General features: G+C 67.5%; 15 protein-coding genes. 10 read left to right on the top strand and 5 right to left on the bottom strand.

All coding sequences use genetic code 11. The features are described 5' to 3' along the window. Positions 1-104: 104 nt before the first annotated feature. Positions 105-692 (bottom strand): PepSY domain-containing protein, encoded by a 588-nt coding sequence (locus EPL03_RS05885; RefSeq protein ID WP_135828386.1) that lies wholly within the window; start codon positions 690-692, stop codon positions 105-107. Between the two features lie 207 nt (positions 693-899). Here EPL03_RS05885 and EPL03_RS05880 point away from each other — a divergent pair, with 207 nt between their 5' ends. After that, positions 900-1,610: a DICT sensory domain-containing protein gene (locus EPL03_RS05880; protein WP_135828385.1), complete on the top strand. Its 711-nt coding sequence runs from the start codon at positions 900-902 to the stop codon at positions 1,608-1,610. Between the two features lie 36 nt (positions 1,611-1,646). Here the strand turns inward: EPL03_RS05880 and EPL03_RS05875 are convergent, their stop codons facing one another. Beyond that, positions 1,647-2,402 carry a ribonuclease H-like domain-containing protein gene (locus EPL03_RS05875; RefSeq protein WP_135828384.1) on the bottom strand — a complete coding sequence of 252 codons (756 nt, stop codon included), beginning with the start codon at positions 2,400-2,402 and terminating at the stop codon, positions 1,647-1,649. 871 nt (positions 2,403-3,273) lie between these two features. On the opposite strand from EPL03_RS05875, the gene EPL03_RS05870 reads away from it, so the two are divergent. Further along, positions 3,274-4,254: an alpha/beta fold hydrolase gene (locus tag EPL03_RS05870; protein ID WP_135828383.1), complete on the top strand. Its 981-nt coding sequence runs from the start codon at positions 3,274-3,276 to the stop codon at positions 4,252-4,254. 414 nt (positions 4,255-4,668) lie between these two features. Here EPL03_RS05870 and EPL03_RS05865 read toward each other — a convergent pair whose 3' ends face one another. Together EPL03_RS05865 and EPL03_RS05860 are read right to left on the bottom strand one after the other, a co-directional pair. Further along, positions 4,669-5,082, bottom strand: coding sequence for a Zn-ribbon domain-containing OB-fold protein (locus tag EPL03_RS05865; protein ID WP_135828382.1), 414 nt, complete (start codon positions 5,080-5,082; stop codon positions 4,669-4,671). Then, entirely contained in the window at positions 5,079-6,242 is a 1,164-nt protein-coding gene (locus tag EPL03_RS05860; protein WP_135828381.1) for a thiolase C-terminal domain-containing protein, read from the bottom strand. The genes EPL03_RS05865 and EPL03_RS05860 overlap by 4 nt, the downstream gene beginning before the upstream one ends. A 610-nt stretch (positions 6,243-6,852) precedes the next feature. Here EPL03_RS05860 and EPL03_RS05855 point away from each other — a divergent pair. After that, positions 6,853-7,182 (top strand): DUF5789 family protein, encoded by a 330-nt coding sequence (locus tag EPL03_RS05855; RefSeq protein WP_135828380.1) that lies wholly within the window; start codon positions 6,853-6,855, stop codon positions 7,180-7,182. Positions 7,183-7,577: 395 nt separating this feature from the next. Here EPL03_RS05855 and aglJ read toward each other — a convergent pair whose 3' ends face one another. Then, on the bottom strand, positions 7,578-8,486 hold the full coding sequence (gene aglJ, locus EPL03_RS05850; protein ID WP_135828379.1) for an S-layer glycoprotein N-glycosyltransferase AglJ: 909 nt from the start codon (positions 8,484-8,486) through the stop codon (positions 7,578-7,580). A 124-nt stretch (positions 8,487-8,610) separates the two neighbouring features. Between aglJ and EPL03_RS05845 the strand changes: the two genes are divergently transcribed. The 7 genes from EPL03_RS05845 (at position 8,611) to EPL03_RS05815 (ending at position 16,580) form a co-directional block, all read left to right on the top strand. After that, complete coding sequence (locus EPL03_RS05845) at positions 8,611-9,771, top strand: glycosyltransferase (protein WP_135828378.1); 1,161 nt, start codon at positions 8,611-8,613, stop codon at positions 9,769-9,771. A 104-nt stretch (positions 9,772-9,875) separates the two neighbouring features. Then, on the top strand, positions 9,876-11,045 hold the full coding sequence (locus EPL03_RS05840; protein WP_135828377.1) for a glycosyltransferase: 1,170 nt from the start codon (positions 9,876-9,878) through the stop codon (positions 11,043-11,045). Continuing rightward, positions 11,042-12,010: a sulfatase-like hydrolase/transferase gene (locus EPL03_RS05835; RefSeq protein WP_135828376.1), complete on the top strand. Its 969-nt coding sequence runs from the start codon at positions 11,042-11,044 to the stop codon at positions 12,008-12,010. Before EPL03_RS05840 ends, EPL03_RS05835 begins: the two co-directional genes overlap by 4 nt. Before the next feature lie 3 nt (positions 12,011-12,013). Then, entirely contained in the window at positions 12,014-13,021 is a 1,008-nt protein-coding gene (locus tag EPL03_RS05830) for a sulfatase-like hydrolase/transferase (RefSeq protein WP_135828375.1), read from the top strand. Next, positions 13,018-13,974: an alkaline phosphatase family protein gene (locus tag EPL03_RS05825; protein ID WP_135828374.1), complete on the top strand. Its 957-nt coding sequence runs from the start codon at positions 13,018-13,020 to the stop codon at positions 13,972-13,974. The genes EPL03_RS05830 and EPL03_RS05825 overlap by 4 nt, the downstream gene beginning before the upstream one ends. 5 nt (positions 13,975-13,979) lie before the next feature. Continuing rightward, positions 13,980-15,098, top strand: coding sequence for a sulfatase-like hydrolase/transferase (locus EPL03_RS05820; RefSeq protein ID WP_135828373.1), 1,119 nt, complete (start codon positions 13,980-13,982; stop codon positions 15,096-15,098). 3 nt (positions 15,099-15,101) lie between these two features. After that, positions 15,102-16,580, top strand: coding sequence for a lipopolysaccharide biosynthesis protein (locus EPL03_RS05815; RefSeq protein WP_135828372.1), 1,479 nt, complete (start codon positions 15,102-15,104; stop codon positions 16,578-16,580). Positions 16,581-16,664 lie beyond the last annotated feature (84 nt).

The following is a 16,664-nucleotide window of genomic DNA, read 5'->3' as shown; positions in this document are numbered from 1 at the left end:
ACCTGTCGCTTGTCCCGTGAGTCGGCCGGGGCTCGCCGTCGTCTGCGCTCGCCGTCGCTCTCGCCGACTTCGCCATTCGACGTCGTCCTCGCTCACCCCCGCCTTCAGTCGCCGTCGTCGGTCGTGAGTATCCCGCCCGCGTCCGGGTCGGCCGCGACCACGGCGGTCGACCGGACGCCCTCGGTCGACGTCGTCTCGACCGTGTACCGGAGTCGGCCGTCCGCCTCGCTCAACTCGACCGCGGTGACGGTGCCGTTCTCGCCGGTCTCGGCCCGGACGAGTTCGACCGCCTCGACCGCCGACCGAATCGCGCTCGGGTCGGCGCGCTCGCCGGGCGCGTCGTCGCCGAACAAGTCGTCGAGGAGTCCGTCGTCCGGGGTCGTCACTCCCCTGACCGATCCGTCGGTCGCGTTCACCTGCGCCACGCGCCGCGTGCCGTTCGACAGCAGCACGTCGACCTCGTACACCCGCGTCGGTCGCTCGAGGTCGGCGACGTCGCCCTCGCGTGCGAGTTCGGCCCCGATTGCGGTCCCGTTGGTCGCGTTCTGTGCGGCGGTCATCGCCTCGGTCACCGGAACCGTGACGTTGCCCGTCTGGTTGCCCTGCTGGGCCACCGCGACGGGAGCGTCGGACGCGTCGGCGACGCCCGGTTCGGCGGCGACGCTCGCAAGTCCGATTCCGGCGGCGCTCAACCCTCCCGCGATGCACAGACCGCCAACCAGGAGGAGGACGCGGACGTCGACTGCTCCCCGGTCGGTCGCTGAACGCTCTACTCCCACAGTACGACCGCTAAAAATGGACTGGACGAAAGCCGTTTCGGCCGTCGCACGATTCCGGAAATTCCGGCCCTGCGTATCACCTTTAAGACGGTTCGGTCGTTAGCCTCCCGGAAGGCACAGATGACGCTCTCGTCCATCATCGAAGACGTAACCGGGGAGGAGCGAACGCTGACGATATACGACGCGTCCGACCCGGAAGCGGTCCGGGCGGTCGAGAATCACTTCATCGTCCAGCGGGTGAGCGTCGAGGAGAGTAACGCCCCGGACGGTCCCGACGACTTCGCGGTCCTCCACGACGACGGGGAGTTTCTCGCGGCCGCCGACCTGGAGGCGCTCCGGCGGGCCGTCAGCTTCGAAGCGGGGCTGCTCGACGCGACCGACCTCGCGGAAGTTCCCACGCCCGAGGTCCTCAAGCACGTCGGTAACACGACGTTCACGTCCTACGGCAAGCGACGCATGATACTGGCCTCCCGCGAGATAGAGGAACGCGCGTGGCGCGCCGGCGGCGGCGAACTCCACTCCGGGTTCCAGAAGCTGTCGCTGTTCCGCGACCAGTGGGACCTCTACGGACGGGTCGCCGACCGGGGCGTCTCGGTCCACGCGTACGGCGTCCCCGACTGGAGTCCGCCCGACGTGCCGTGGCTGACGGTCCACGCCAGCGAGGACGAGGAGATACGTCGGTCGTGGTTCGTCGGCTTCGACTCGCCCGACGACCGCGACTGCGCGCTTCTCGCCGAGGAGTGTGAACCGAACGAGTTCGGCGGGTTCTGGACGTACGACGAGGACATCGTCGGCGACGTCCTCGGCTACCTCCGAGGGGCGTACGCGTAGGCGTCGCAGGAGAACGTCGAGCGTGGCGCGAAGTTGTCAGGCGTCGGCGGCGTGGGGCTCGAACACGTCCGCGTGCAGTCTCTCGTGGACGTGGTCGAGCAGACGTTCGAGGTTCCGTGCGTCCTCGCGGTTGTACCGCACCAGCCGCTCCAGCGCGGCGTCGTCCTCGCGGCGGTCGTAGCGGTGCCAGAGCCGGACCGCCTCGCGGCCGTCCACGTCCTCGTCGTCGCGGTCGATGCCCACCTCGCCCTCGATCGCCTTCAGGCCGCCCGAGAGGCCGACTTGCTTGCAGAGATACAGCAGGTCGAGATGGGGCGTCTCCACGTCGAGCGCGAAACAGTCCTCCAGGAACGGCTGGTCGAACCGCTTGCCGTTGAACGACACCAGCATGCTCGACTCGGCGAATTCCTCGCGGAGCGCCTCGCAGGTCAGGTCCTCGCCCTGCACGTACGTCCGGGTGTCCCCGCCGCGATGGAGACTGACCGTGGTCACCTCGTGGCGCGCGCTGTCGAGGCCGGTGGTCTCGATGTCGAAAAAGCAGGCGTCGTCGGCGAAGTTGTCGTAGGCCCGCCAGAGGCTCCCGCTCGGGAGTCGGTCGCCGAAGAACGCGGCGTCGCCGGCGTCGAGGCGCTCGCGCGCGGCGGTCACGAACGCCCGGACGTTCTCGGTAGTCTTGGGGCCCAGAAGGCCGTCCTCGAAGTCGTCCCAGTGGGTGACTCCCTGTCGCCAGAGCTTGCGCTCGGTCTTCTCGCCCACCCCGCTCGCGGCGATGAAGGAGTTCTGGAGTTTCACACTGGGTCGGATTGGCGTCGGGGGTCTTAGTGATGGGGGTTCGCGGACGGCGTACTGTTCGAACAAGCGGGGCATCAAGTACGTGGGTTCGAGGGCTCCGGTTTCTGCGAACGCCCTCGGCCCGCTTTGTGACACGAAAGCTGTGACTACAGCCTCGAAAGCCCTCGACGCGCTCTCCAACGACGCTCGAACAACGACGACAGCCTCGAAAGCCCTCAACGCGTTCTCCAACGTCGCTCGAACAACGACGACAGCCTCGAAAGCCCTCGGCGCGCTCGCGGTCGCTCAGCGACATCTCCGACGGACGTAGTTGCGACGGAGAGGGGTCGCTGAGACGACCACGATGAACGCGAGCGCACCTCGCCCTTTCAGTCCGCCAAGGGGACAGCACCACAGCCGCACAGCCCCGCACCGCACAGCGGGAGCCTCACGCCTCCCCAGCCTCGGGGCGCACGAGAGCGCCCCTCCCTCGCACGCTTTGGCGCGGCACGGAGGCCGCGCCAGCGCGCGCCGAAGTGGCACAGTGGAGTCGGTTCGCCTCGGTTCAAACAGTGATTTCTTCCATCTCGATTCCGCCGACTGCGCTCCGATTCTCCCCCGGTCGCCGGGTCGTCGGCTCAGTCCACGAACTCGATGTCGGTGTCACAGATGGGGCAGGCGTGGACGCCGTCGTTCTCGTCGAGTTCCGAATTGGTTCCGGTCCATCCGCAGTCCGGGCAGAGAACGGTTTCGGCCATGTGCGACCTTTTCTGGGGCTGATACATAAGCGTGGGGTACAGGAATCGCGGCGGCGGCTTCCGTCACGGCGCACCTCGCCGCAACCCACCACAATGGCACAACGGCTAACTTCGTAGCCGTCGAATATCCGAACATGAAGCTCCGGAACGCTCTGACTGGAATCGTCGGCAGTATCGGGAGCGCGGCGCTGGGCAACCGGCTGCTCGCGTGGAAGGCGACCGACCTCTCGCCCGCGCTCGACGGCCGACAGGAGACCTACCGCTGGCGGGGGTTCGACGTGGCCTACACCGAGGCCGGCGACCCCGACGACCCGGACGTCGTCTTGCTCCACGGCGTGCACGCCGCCGCGTCGAACAAGGAGTTCGACCAGATGTTCGACCAGTTGGCCCAGACCCACCACGTCGTCGCGCCGGACCTGCCGGGGTTCGGTCGGTCGGACCGGCCGCCGCTGACCTACTCGGCACCCCTCTACACCGCGTTCGTCGCGGACTTCGCGGAGGACCTGACCGACGACGCGGCGTGCGTGGCCACCTCGCTGTCGGGCGCGTACGCCACGCTGGCCCAACAGCAGGCCCACGTCTTCTCGCGGTTGGTGCTGATCGCGCCCACCGCAGACACCGGCCCGCACCGGCCGTGGCTCCGGTCGCTGTTCCGGTCGCCGCTGGCGGGCCAGACCCTGTTCAACCTGCTGACCAGCAAGCCCTCGCTCCACTTCTTCGACGACCGCGAGGGGTACGCCTCGGAGGCGTCGTACACCGAGCGCGACGTCGACTACCAGTGGCAGACCGCCCACCAGCCCGGCGCGCGGTTCGCGCCCGCGTCGTTCGTCTCGGGCTATCTCGACCCCGACGTGGACCTCGGCGCGGAACTGTCCCGAATCGACGTCCCGGTCACCATCGTCTGGGGTCGCGACGCGACCGTCTCGCCGCTCGAAGACGGCGAGGAACTCGCCGAGCGCGCCGACACCAAGCTGGTGGTGTTCGACGACGCGAAACTGCTGCCACACGCCGAGCATCCCGGCCCGTTCCTCGACGTGCTGCTGGACGAACTCACGGCGGACGAGCAAGCCGAGGCCCACGAGGAGATGGACGCGAGCGCGTCGCCGGCCGAGTGACGTCGGAAATCAGGGTCGAGTCTTGGGGTCCGTCGGTTTTTACCGCACCGTGGGCGGACCCGACCTTCCGCCAGGACGTACGCCGATTTGATTCTCCGGGGCGGCGCGCGCTGGCGCTGGCGGTGGCGTGCGGTCGCTCCTCGATATCGGAGGGAGCTAGCTGAGACCGTCGAGGAGGGCGGTGTGAACCTAGCGACTCCCTCGACCGACGAGCACCCGCACCCTCGTCCTCCCCGGCCTCCTCGTTCGTTCCCTTCGGTCACGCAGGTTGTGTCGCGCGCGCGTTACTCGCGCGCCGACCGCCGCATCTTCGACGGTCGAGACGGGGTAGGTTAGAGCGTCGAGGAATCGACCGGAACGGTCGGATTCGGGAGTCAGAACGCCGACGAACATGGAGTCCGAGCCGAGACAGAATTATTCCGCCCGCAGGACCAGCACGCGCTCGCCAGCGGTCTCGGTCTCGCCCACGTCGGCCGAGACCTCGGTTCCCACCGCGACGTCCTCGGGGTCGACCCCTCGGACCACGCCGGTCAGTCGCACGCCCTCGAAGTCGGCGACCGCCGTGACGTACGGCGCGTCGTCGGCGAACGAGGGCGCGGCGACGTGGACCGTGGTGAACGTCTCGACCTCGCCGTACTCGGGCAGGGCGGTCTCTTCGAGGTCGGTCGCGCCACACTCCGGGCAGACCCGCCGGGGCGGGAGCCAGCCGTGGCCCGCCGGGCATTCGAGGTAGTAGCCCTCGTCCGAGTCGAGCGCGTCGAGGAAGTCGTCGTACCCCTCGTCGCGGACGCGGCCGTCGTCGGTCCGCGCGGCGTCCGTTTCGCTCACGCGACCACCTCCAGCACGTGGACCGTGGTGCTGGCGACCGTCCCGCCCGCGTTGTGGGCGACCCCGAGTTCGCCGTCGACCGCGTCGCTGTTGGGGTGGTCGCCCCGGAGCAGGCGGGTCAACTCGGCGAGCTGGCTCGCGCCGGTCGCGCCGACCGGGTGGCCCTTGGCCTTCAGGCCGCCCGAGAGGTTGACCGGGCGGTCGCCCCCGCGGGTGGTCTCGCCGCGCGCGGCCGCGCCGACCGCCTCGCCGGGCGCGTAGAAGTCGAGCGCTTCGAGCGCCAGCACCTCCGCGATGGTGAAACAGTCGTGGACCTCCGCGACCGCGACGTCCTGCGGGCCGATACCCGCGTCGGCGTAGGCTTCCTCGGCGGCGCGCTCGGCGGCGGGGGTGCGCGCGAGGTATTCGCGGTCCTGGAGCGCCATCCTGTCGCCGCCCTGTCCCGTGCCGGTCACCGCGACCGGGGCGTCGAGGTCGTTTGCCTCGGCGTACTCGTCGCTGACCAGCACCGCCGCGCTCGCGCCGTCGGTGATGGGGCAGGCGTCGAACAGGCCGAGCGGTTCGGCGATGGTCGGCGCGTCGAGCGCGTCCGCGACGGTGATGGCCGACTGGTACTGGGCGTGTTCGTTGTCGAGGGCGTTGTCGTGGTTCTTGACCGCGATTTCGGCCAACTCCTCGCGCGTCCCGCCGTAGCGCTCGAAGTACGCCCGGGCCATCAGCGCGTAGGCCGCCGGGAACGTCATGCCCGCCCGGACCTCGTAGAGGTCGTCGGCCGCGATGGCCAGCGCCTCGGTCGACCCGGCGGTCCCGAGGTTGTTCATGCGCTCGGCCCCGCCGACCAGCGCGACGTCGAGTTCGCCGTTCCGGACGTCCTTGACGGCCTCGCGGACCGCCACGCCCGAGGAGGCGCACGCGCTCTCGTAGCGGGTCGCGGGCGCGTCGACGCCCGCCGCCTCGGCCATCAGCGGGCCCTGGTGGCCCTGATGCTCGCTCAGCGCGCCCATGAAGTTGCCGTAGTTCAACTGCTCGATGTCGGCGCGGGGGACGCCGGCGTCGGCGAGCGCGCGCTGGCTCGCCGCCGCGAAGAGGTCGCGGCCCGTGCGCTCGGGGTGTTCGCCGAAGTGCGTGAGGCCGACCCCAGCGACGCGTACGTCTGTCATACCGCAACGTACGTGCGGGACAGTTAAGAAAGCCACCGTTCCGCCGCCCGGCGGGGGGTTCGACCACGCGGGATTCGACGCTCCTTGGGTTCGTTCGCGGCTGTCGCTCTCGTGAGGAATCCGGCGAGCGGACGCAGGGATACTTTCGTCGGCGGCGCGCGCTGGCGTCTCGTCGAACGGAGTGAGACGAGGCTCGTGGAAGCTTGTCTCCCACGGCGCGCTCCCTCGTGAGCGCGCACAAGCGCGCGAGGGACGAGCGAACGAAGTGAGCGAGGAGGCTGGGGCGGTGTGATGCTCGCGCCCGGTGACACCGACCACGGGGATGCGCTTGGTGACCCTGCCTCGGTCCGGGTGGACTGAAAGGGGCCGCCCGCTCGCGTGCAGTTCAGTCGCCTCTGGCGGCCCTATTCGGCGCGGGCTGTGCGGAGAGCGCCGAATATCCGCCAGAGCGACCGCGAGCGGGCGGGGGCTTTCCGGGCGTGGTTCTCGACTGCGTTCGCTCGCGTTTCGGCGTGCGCCGAAGAACCTCACCGAAATCTCACGTCGGAGCCGTCTCGCCTTGGATTTCCGAGCAGTGAGTTTTTCATTCCGGGAGTGAGTATCGGTTCCCATGGGCGTGAGGCCACCACCGACGAACGACGACGACGGACCCGAGGTCATCGAGTTCGGAATCGCCGAGGTGGCGGCCGAACTCGACGACGCGGACCTCTCGTTTCCGGCGACCGGCGACGAGGTCGCCCGCCGGCTCTCGGACCCGCGCATCAAGTACGACGCCAAGGGCCACGCGGTGGCGCTCTCGGAGGCGGTCGCGGACGCCGACCGCGACCGCTTCGAGGACGAACAGGAGTTCCTGAACGCGCTTCACCCCGTCTTCGAGCAGTACCGGCGCTCCCGGACGCCGGGGGTCATCGAGCGCGTCCGGGCCGCGTTGCCGCTCTGAATCGGGTTTCGGACGCGACTGTTCTCGACGCGGCTGGACTCGAGTACGCGAAACGACGACGTTCGGACGATTGGATTCGGGTACGCAAGACGGTGAACGGTAGCGCGAAGCGAGCTACTTCCTCGACCGATGAGAACCGCCCCGCACCGCGACGGCGGGCCTCACCCCTCCCCAGCCTCGGCGAGCGCCTGAACGCGCTCGCCTCCCTCGCGCGAGATGGCGCGACCACTTGCGGGTCGCGCCAGCGCACGCCGAGTCGTGAAAACCGAAAACGCGCGACGAGCCGTGAATCGAAGGCGTACGCCGACTCGTGAACCGGAAGCGTACGCCGACTCGTGAACCGAAAGCGCACGCTCAGTCGTGAAACCGAACTATCCCACACGGAACCAAACCCCTCACTCGAGCCGCCGCATCTGCTCGCGGTGGAGGGTCACGATGAGGTCCGACAGCACCCCGAACATCAGGAGTTGGACGCCGAACAGGATGGCGAACGCCGCCACCACCGCAAGCACCTCGTGGCTCTCGCGGGGGACTTTCACGAACCACTCGTAGGCGACGTAGGCCGCGACGCCCACGCCGAACACGCCGCTGAGGACGCCCACGCTCCCGAAGTAGAACAGGGGGTTGCTCGTCTTCGCCAACTGATACAGCGTGAGGAGGATGACGCCGCCGTCCCGAATCGGATGCAGGTTGGTGTCCGAGCCGTTCGGCCGGGCCTCGTAGCGGATGGGGACCACCGTGGTCGGGACGCCGTGCTTGGCGCACTCGACCGCCAGTTCGGTTTCGACGCCGAAGCCGTCGGCGTCCAGATAGAACTTCTCGACGGACTCGCGGGTGAACGCCCGGTAGCCGCTCAGGATGTCCTCGAAGTTCTCGCCGTGGACGTGGCGGAACACCCAGTTGAACATCGCGTTGCCGAACTTGTTGAACCGGCTCATCGCGCCCGCCTCCATGTCGGCGAAGCGGTCGCCGATGACGTGGTCGTACCTGCCGTCGACCAGCGGTTCGAGCATCGCGTCGGCGTCCTCGGGCCGGTAGGTGCCGTCGCCGTCGAGCATCAGGACGTACTCGCTGTCGACGTGGTCGAGCGCTTCCCGGACGGCTTGGCCCTTGCCCGACCCGGACTGTTCGAGGACGCGCGCGCCGTGGTCGCGGGCGATTTCTTGGGTCCCATCGGTGGAGTCGCCGTCCACGACCAGCACGTTCCCGTAGCCGCGACTCGTGAAGCCGTCTATCACGTCGCCGATGGTCTCGGCCTCGTCGAGCGTGGGGATGAGTACGCACACGTCCTCGCGGTCGGCCATTGGAGGGGAGTGGTCACCACGAGCGCAAAAGGCTTTCCAAGCGACGTTTCACGGCAGGTCTCGGCGTTCGACCGGGCGAACGACGACCAACAGCGTGTTATACCACGCTTCCATACCCCGACGTATGAACGCTCTCGTGGTCGCTGCCGGGGCGTTGGTCGCGCTCACGGCGCTGCCCTATCTCGCGTTTCTCGCTCTCTACGCGGTGGTTCGACCGGACGGGTCGCCCGCCGACAAGCGCGAGGCCGAGCCCACGGTCAGCATCGTCCTCCCGACCTACAACGAGTCGGGCATCGTCGAGGGGAAACTCGACGACCTGCTCGAACTCGACTACCCCATGGGGAAGGTCGAACTCGTCGTCGTCGACTCCAGCGACGACGAGACGCCCGAACTCATCGAGGAGTACTTCGCCGACCGCGAAGCGCCCGCCCTGAACCTGATTCGGGAGACCGAACGCCGGGGACTCGCGCCCGCGCTCAACGACGCCTACGCGGCCGCCGAAAACGAGATGGTCGTCAAGACCGACTGCGACTCGTACGTCGCCGACGACGCGCTCCGGCAGGCGGCCGCCAACCTCGCCGACCCCGACGTGGCGGCCGTCACCGGCCAGAACGCCGACGTGCTGGGCGGGAGCGAGGTCGAGGCCAACTACCGGGGCGTGCAGGCTCACGTCCAGACGCTCGAATCCCACCTCGACTCGACGCTCATCTTCCACGGCCCGTTCTCGGCGTTCGACAACGACGCCATCGAAGGCGTCCACCCGACCGCGCCGGTCGACCCCAACTCGCTGGCCGACGACACCGAACTCGCGCTCAAGATTCGCCGGGGCGGCGACCGCGTCGTCTTCGACCCCGAAATCCGGTACAGCGAGGCCTCCCACTCCGAGTTCGGCAAGCGCCGCCTCCAGAAGGACCGCCGTGGGATGGGGCTGATTCGGCTGCTCGTCCAGCATCGGGACGCGCTCGGCAAGTACGGCAACTACGGTCGGCTCGTCCTGCCGTTCAACTGGTGGTTCATGGTGGTCTCGCCGTGGCTGGTCGCGCTCGGCGTGGTTGCGGTCACGGCGGCGGCGGTGTCGGTCGCCGGACCGGTCGGACTCGCGGTCCCGGTCGCGCTGGCGGGGTTCGTTTGGCTGGGCCAGCGCGACCTCCTCGGCCCGCTACAGGCATTCTACGCCGTCTTCGACTCGCAGGTGTCGCTCCTCTCGGGTGCGGCCGCGCTCCTGCGCGGCGAGGGCGACGGGACGTGGGAGGTCGACGAGGAACTGCGCGAGGCGTTCGACTGAGCGAGTGCGTGGGGCGTCGACGACCGACCGGCCACGGGTAGCGGAAGCCTTCGAATGAACAGGATTAAACCGCCGTCAGGAAAACCATCAGTCGACCGAACAGCATGGAAGACGAATCTATCGCTATCGCGCACGGGAACTACCTCGAACGCGGCGGTGCCGAGGCGTTGTCGGACGAACTCGCCCGGACGTTCGACGCGCCGCTGTACTACGGGTTCGGCGACGACGACCACGTCTCCGACGACGTCGAGGCCCGGAGCCTGTTCGAGGACTCCCCGCTCTCGTTCGTGAAGCGGTCGATATTCCTGCGGGACCTCTACTACGCGTGGAGCGCCCAGCGAATCCCCGAACTCACCGACTACGACGTGGTGGTCCTCTCGAAGAACGAGCTGAGCTGGTACGTCCCGGAAGACGAGCAGGTCGTGGTCCACTACACCCACAGCACGCCGCGAGTCCCCTACGACCTGTTCCAGCAGCGGGCGGACTCGCTGCCCTCCCGGCTCTACTCGTTCGTCGCCCGGACGCTGTTTCTCCCCAACACCAAGTTCCCCGACCGGTTCGTCGCCAACAGCGAACTCGTCGCCCGGCGGCTTCGGCGCTACTGGGGCATCCCCGAGGAGAAGATAGCGGTCGTCTATCCCCCGGTCGACGTCGAGCAGTACGAACCGCGCGGGACGGCCGACTACTACCTGACCTACTCGCGGCTCATCCCCGAGAAGCGCATCGACGCCATCGTGCGGGCGTTCGCCGGCCTCGACGCCAAACTGGTCGTGGGCGGCGCGGGCGAGGAGCGCGAAGCGCTCGAATCGCTGGCCCCGGACAACGTGGAGTTCGTCGGCTACATGTCCGAGGACGAGAAGGTCCGGCGGCTCGGCGAGGCCAAGGCGGTGCTGTTCAACGCGATGAACGAGGACTTCGGCATCATCCCGGTCGAGGCGTTCGCCAGCGGGACGCCCGTCCTCGGCGTGAACGAGGGGTACACCAAGTACCAGATTCGCGACGGCGAGAACGGGCTGGTCCACGACCCCGACGCCGCCAGCATCCGCGAGTCGGTCGAACGGTTCGAGCGCGAGGGCGTCGAGTGGTCGGCCGACGACATCGCGGCGTTCGCCGAGCGGTTCGACGCGGCCAACTTCCGCGAGGGGATGCGCGAGGTCGTCGAGGAGGCGGTCGCCGACGCGAAGATCGCACCCCACGGGGATACCGACACGGAGAACAGAACCGACACGAAGAAGACCCGCCCCGAGTCGAATAGGGATGTGACGAAGCGATGAGCCTCGAAGACTGGGCCGAGAACGCCAGGGACCGGTTCGAGCGCGACGGGCTAACGACGGGCGTCTACGGCGCGGTACAGGAGCTCTGGCAGGGCGGGCTCGGCGTGTTGGGTCGGCACGTCTACAACTACGGCACCCACGTCTACGAGCGCGACTGGGACGTGTTGCTCGTGTTGGACACCTGCCGGCCCGACGTGCTCGCGGAGGTCGCCGACGACTACGACTTTCTGGCCGACTACGACCCCGAGGCCGACGTGCTGAACTCGGTGGGGTCGCGCTCGCCCGAGTGGATAGACAAGACGTTCGACCCCGAGTCGGCGGCCGGACCGGAACTCGCCGACACCGCGTACGTCAGCGCGAACCCGCACACCCGGGACGTGCCGGAATTCGAGGAACTGTACCTGCTCGACGAAGTTTGGAAATACGGCTGGAATCCGGACTTCGGGACGGTTCCACCCGAGAACGTCACTGACCGTGCGATAGACGTTCACCGAACCCACGACCCCGAGCATCTTATCGTCCACTTCATGCAGCCTCACTCCCCGTATCGATCACTCGTCCAGGATCATCCGGACTGGTTTAGCCTCGATGTTGGACTCGACAATCCGGAACAGCGTCCCGAGATGGTTATCTGGGAGCGCCTACGAACGAACCGCATCTCGAGGGCCGAACTGTGGGCGGCGTACCGCGACAATCTTCGTTGGGTCCTCGATTCGGTCGAGGAACTGCTGCGGAACATGGACGCCGACAACGTCGTAATTACGAGCGATCACGGTGAGGCATTTGGCGAATGGTGGTATTACGGGCACACCAGCACTGCACCGATACCCGTCTTGAAACGCGTACCGTGGGCCGAAACGACAGCCACGGATACGGGCGAATACGAACCTGAACTCGATGCGGCGTCAGTTCGAGTTGATGACGACGAGGTAGAAGATAAACTTCGGAACTTAGGATACGTGTAAAGCATGACTTTCCAAGATTGGCTCACAGAATCGAAAGATCGAATCGACGACTACGGGGTCCGAACCGGCGGTGCCGAGGCAGCCAAGGCGTTCTGGACGGGAATTTTGTCACGTATTGGACGTGAGTGGAACTACGGGACGTCCATTTGGGAGCGTGACTGGAAGGTTCTGTTAGTGTTGGACACCTGTCGTCCCGACGTACTCGAAGAGGTTGCCGCCGACTATGAATTTCTTCCTCCGTCAGTCCCCACAATGAACTCACTCGGGTCCGCGTCCCCCGAGTGGTTAGCGAAGAACTTCACCCGTGAGTACGCCTCGGACCACCTTTCGGAAATTAACGAGACGGCGTACGTAACCGCGAATCTGTTCTCTGACGGCCTCGAACCGGAGGATGCGTTCCCCGACGCCACGTTCGACCCCGACCTGTTCGCACTCTGTGACGAGGTCTGGCGGTACGGATGGGACGATGAGTACGACACCACACCGCCAGATGCGATGGCGGACCGAGCTATCGCCGTTCACCGAGACCACGACCCCGACAGGCTGATAGTCCACTTCATGCAACCACATACGCCGTATCGAACGCTTTACGAGAAGTACCCGGAGTGGTTCGATTCCACTCATACCGGCGACGAAGACGACGCTCCTCACCGTCGAGACCGTGACTGGCGACTCTGGGAGCGACTCCGTCACAACGTCATCAGCAGAGATGAAGTATGGGACGCGTATAAGGACAACCTCCGGTGGGTCCTAGACGAAGGAGTAGAACCCATACTGGAGAACGTTGACGCCGACACTGTCGCCATCACAGCTGATCACGGCGAGGCGTTCGGCGAGTGGGGCCTGTACGCCCATCCCCACCACGCGCCTGCCCCCGTTCTTAAACGAGTGCCATGGGTAACGACGTCGGCGACAGATGCGGGCACGTACGAACCGCAACTCGAACCGGACGACACCATGCTCGCGGACGACGAGGTGTCTGACCGGCTCGAAGCTCTCGGCTACAAATGACGTTCGAAGACTGGGTTCAGGATTCGAAGCGAAAGATAGACACTTACGGCCTCCGAAAGGGCGCTCGCTCGGCCGCGTTCGACTTCTGGGGCGGGGCCGCACGCCGGTTCTGTCACACGCTCGGACTCGACGACGGGGGCACGCCCATCTACGACCGCGACTGGGACGTGCTCGTCCTGCTGGACACCTGTCGGGTCGACGCGCTCGAATCCGTCGGCGACGAGTACGAGTTCCTGCCCGGGGCGGTCCCGTCGTTCACCTCGCTCGGGTCGACCTCGTGGGAGTGGATGCACGACAACTTCACCGACGAGTACCGCGAGGAGATGGCCCGGACCGCGTACGTGACCGCCAACCCCCACACCCGGCGGTTCGGCGACGAGTTCCCCGCGCCGCCCGAAGCCTTCGGCCTGCTCGACGAGGTGTGGACCTACGAGTGGGACGAGGAGGTCCGGAACAACCCGCCTCGGCCCGTGACCGACCGCGCCATCACGGTCGCGCGCGAACGCGACTTCGACCGGCTCATCGTCCACTACATGCAACCTCACGCGCCCTATCCCTCGCTGGCGGAGTTCGCACCCGAGGCGGCCCGACTGCTCGACGACGACGAGGACGCGGCGGTCTGGGACCTGCTCCAGACGGGACAGCTCTCGCGGGCCGACGCGTGGGCCGCGTATCTGGAGACGCTGCGGTGGGTGCTGGGCGAGGTCGACCTGCTGTTGGACAACCTCGACGCCGACCGGCTCGTCGTCTCCAGCGACCACGGCGAGGCGTTCGGCGAGTGGGGGCTGTACGGCCACTATCGCCACGTTCCGATTCCGGTCCTCAAAACCGTCCCGTGGGTCGAACTCTCGGCGACCGACACCGGCGAGTACGAGCCCTCCGTCGAGTCCGAGAGCGTCGAGGTGAGCGACGACGACGTCGAACAGCGCTTAAGCGCGCTTGGGTACAAGTGATTCCAATGACTGACACCACCCTCCTCGTGACGGTCGACTCGCTCCGATACGACCACTACCGGCACATGCCCGCCACCCGCGAGTTCCTCGGGGACTCCCACCCGGCGGCGTTCGCGACCAACACCGCCACGCCGTCGTGCTTCCAGTCCATCATCGGCGGCATCTACCCCGGCGACGTGGGCGTCGACGCCGACTCGAACCTCGCGGTCGAACTCGACTCGCCGTACAAGCACGGCATCTCCACCAACCGATTCCTCTCGGAGCGGTACGGCTACGACCTCGGGTTCGACCGGTTCACGGAACCCGGTCGGGAGAGCAAGGGGCTGAAGGACAAGGTCGCCGAGCGCATGACCCCACAGAGTACGCTGTTCGGCATCGCCTCCCGCGCGTGGAACGTGGTACAGGGCGTCCAGCGCCGGGTCTCGTCGGTCGACCGGGAGTACCGGCCCGCCGCCGACGTGGTCGCGGAGTTCCTCGACGCGACCGACGACCGCGAGGAGTGGTTCGGCTGGCTCCACTTCATGGAGCCACACCACCCGTACAACCCCGAGGACGGCCCGGTCTCGCGGGGCGAGGCCCAGCAGATAACTCGCCGGGTGCTGAACGGTCGGGCGAGCGAGCGCGACGCCGAACTCGCCCGCGAACTCTACCGGGGCGAGGTCGCGGAACTCGACGACCGGCTCGGGCGGCTCTGGGACGAGATTCCCGACGAGACGCGCGTGCTGTTCGTCGCGGACCACGGCGAACTCCTCGGCGAGTACGGCGAGTGGGGCCACCACGCCACGATGTGTCCCGAACTGCTCCGCCTGCCGCTGGCGACCCGGAACGTGCCGACCGACAGCGAGGTCCTCAGCCTCGTCGACGTGCCGACGCTGTTGCTCGGCCGGGAGTACAACCACGGCTCGTTCGACCGGGAGACGGCGTTCGCGGCCTCGAACGGCAACCACGCCGCGATGAACCGCGACCACGTCGCGACCGACGACGGCGTGGTGACCCTCGACGGCGACCCCGCCGAGGACGACGAACTGGTGGCGGCCAAAGCCGAGTTCGAGGAGGGGGCCGCCCGCCCCGTGACCAAAGAGGAACTCCCCCACGACGACCTCGAAGCGCTGGGATACCTCTGAGCGATGAGCACGGCCGACCTCGACATCGGCAGGGAGGCGCTGATTTCGGCCGCCGCGAAGTTCACCATGTCGGCGTTCGGTTTCGTCGGCGTGATGATTTTCGCGCGCGTGCTCGGGACCGCCGGCGTCGGGCGCTACTACACCGCGCTGGCGATAGCGATGGTACTGGTCCGGGTCTCGGCCGGACTCGGCAAGGCCATCAAAAAGCGGGTCAGCGAGGTCGACGTCGACCCGGCCGAGTACCTCGGGCTCGGGCTCGCGGCCCACGCCCTCTACGTGGGCGTGGTCGCCGCGATCTTCGTGGTCGCGTCGCCCATGCTCCCGATTCGGGACATCTCGGCCGACGACGTGCTGGGCATCGTGCTCGTGTTCAGCACGGTCGGCTCGTTCCAGATACTCAACCGCTTCTACGCGGGCATCGGCTTCCCCGGCCGGTCGTTCTGGCTCGACACCGGGCGGAGCGTCGTCACCCTCCTCTTCCAGGTCGCGCTGCTGATGGTCGGGATGGAGGAGTTCGGCGTCCTGCTCGGCCTGGCGCTGGCGAGCTTCGTCTCGGCCGCCGTGGCCCTCGTCGTCACCGGGGTCAAGCCCGCGATTCCGTCCCGGGAGACGTTCGACTACACCGGGAAGTTCGCCCGGTGGAGCGTCCCCATGTCGGTGGTCAACGACCTCTACAAGCGGATGGACCCCATCCTCATCTCGCTGTTCGCCGGGAGTTCCGCCGTCGGGTTCTACGAGACCGCGCTCCGACTGGTCACGCCCGCCCAGCAGTTGACCGCCAGCATCAGCAACCCGTTGCAGGTCAAGGTCAGCGGCCGGTCGTCGCTGGGCGAGGACGTCCGCGACGACGTGGCCAACGCCATGTCGTACGCCGGACTGCTGGCCATCCCGATGTTCTTCGGCGCGCTCGCGCTCCCGGACGTGCTGATGCGGACCTTCTTCGGCTCGGAGTTCGGCGCTGGCGGGCCGGCGCTGGTCGGCATCGCGCTGTTCCACGTGGTCTACGTCTACGAGATTCCGCTCGAATCCGCAATCAACGGGACCGACCGCCCCGAACTCACGTTCCGGATAAGCGTCCTCGGGCTGGCGCTCCACGTCCCGCTGGCGGTCGCGCTGGGCTACCAGTACGGACTGCTCGGCGTCATCGGTGCGACCCTGCTCGCGGAGGTCGTGATGTTCTTCGGCTACCAGTACCTCTGTCTGGAGGTGTTCGACGGCGTCGTCTTCCCGAAGCCGATAGCGGCACAGGCCGCGAGCGGTCTCGCGATGTTCCTCGTCGTCTCGCGGGCCAGAGACGCCGTGGCGCTCGACCACTGGATTCCGGTCGTCGCCGTCATCGGGTTCGGGGCCGCGGTCTACTTCGCGGCCCTCGCGGTCACGAGCGCACACTTCCGGCTGACCGCCGGGAACGTGCTGGGACCGGTCTACCGGCGAGTGTTTTCCCGGACCTCGACGGCCGAGAGCGACCGCTCCGAGAGTTAACCGGACCGCCGGACGGAGGCCGGATTCCGGTGCCGACGAGCGAATGCACAAGGCTTATGCGCGTTTTCCCACTCCCTCAAGCTA

Origin of the sequence: Halorussus halobius (genome assembly GCF_004765805.1) — an archaeon.
Lineage (GTDB): Archaea > Halobacteriota > Halobacteria > Halobacteriales > Haladaptataceae > Halorussus > Halorussus halobius.
This window is presented reverse-complemented; position numbering and strand designations above follow the sequence as displayed.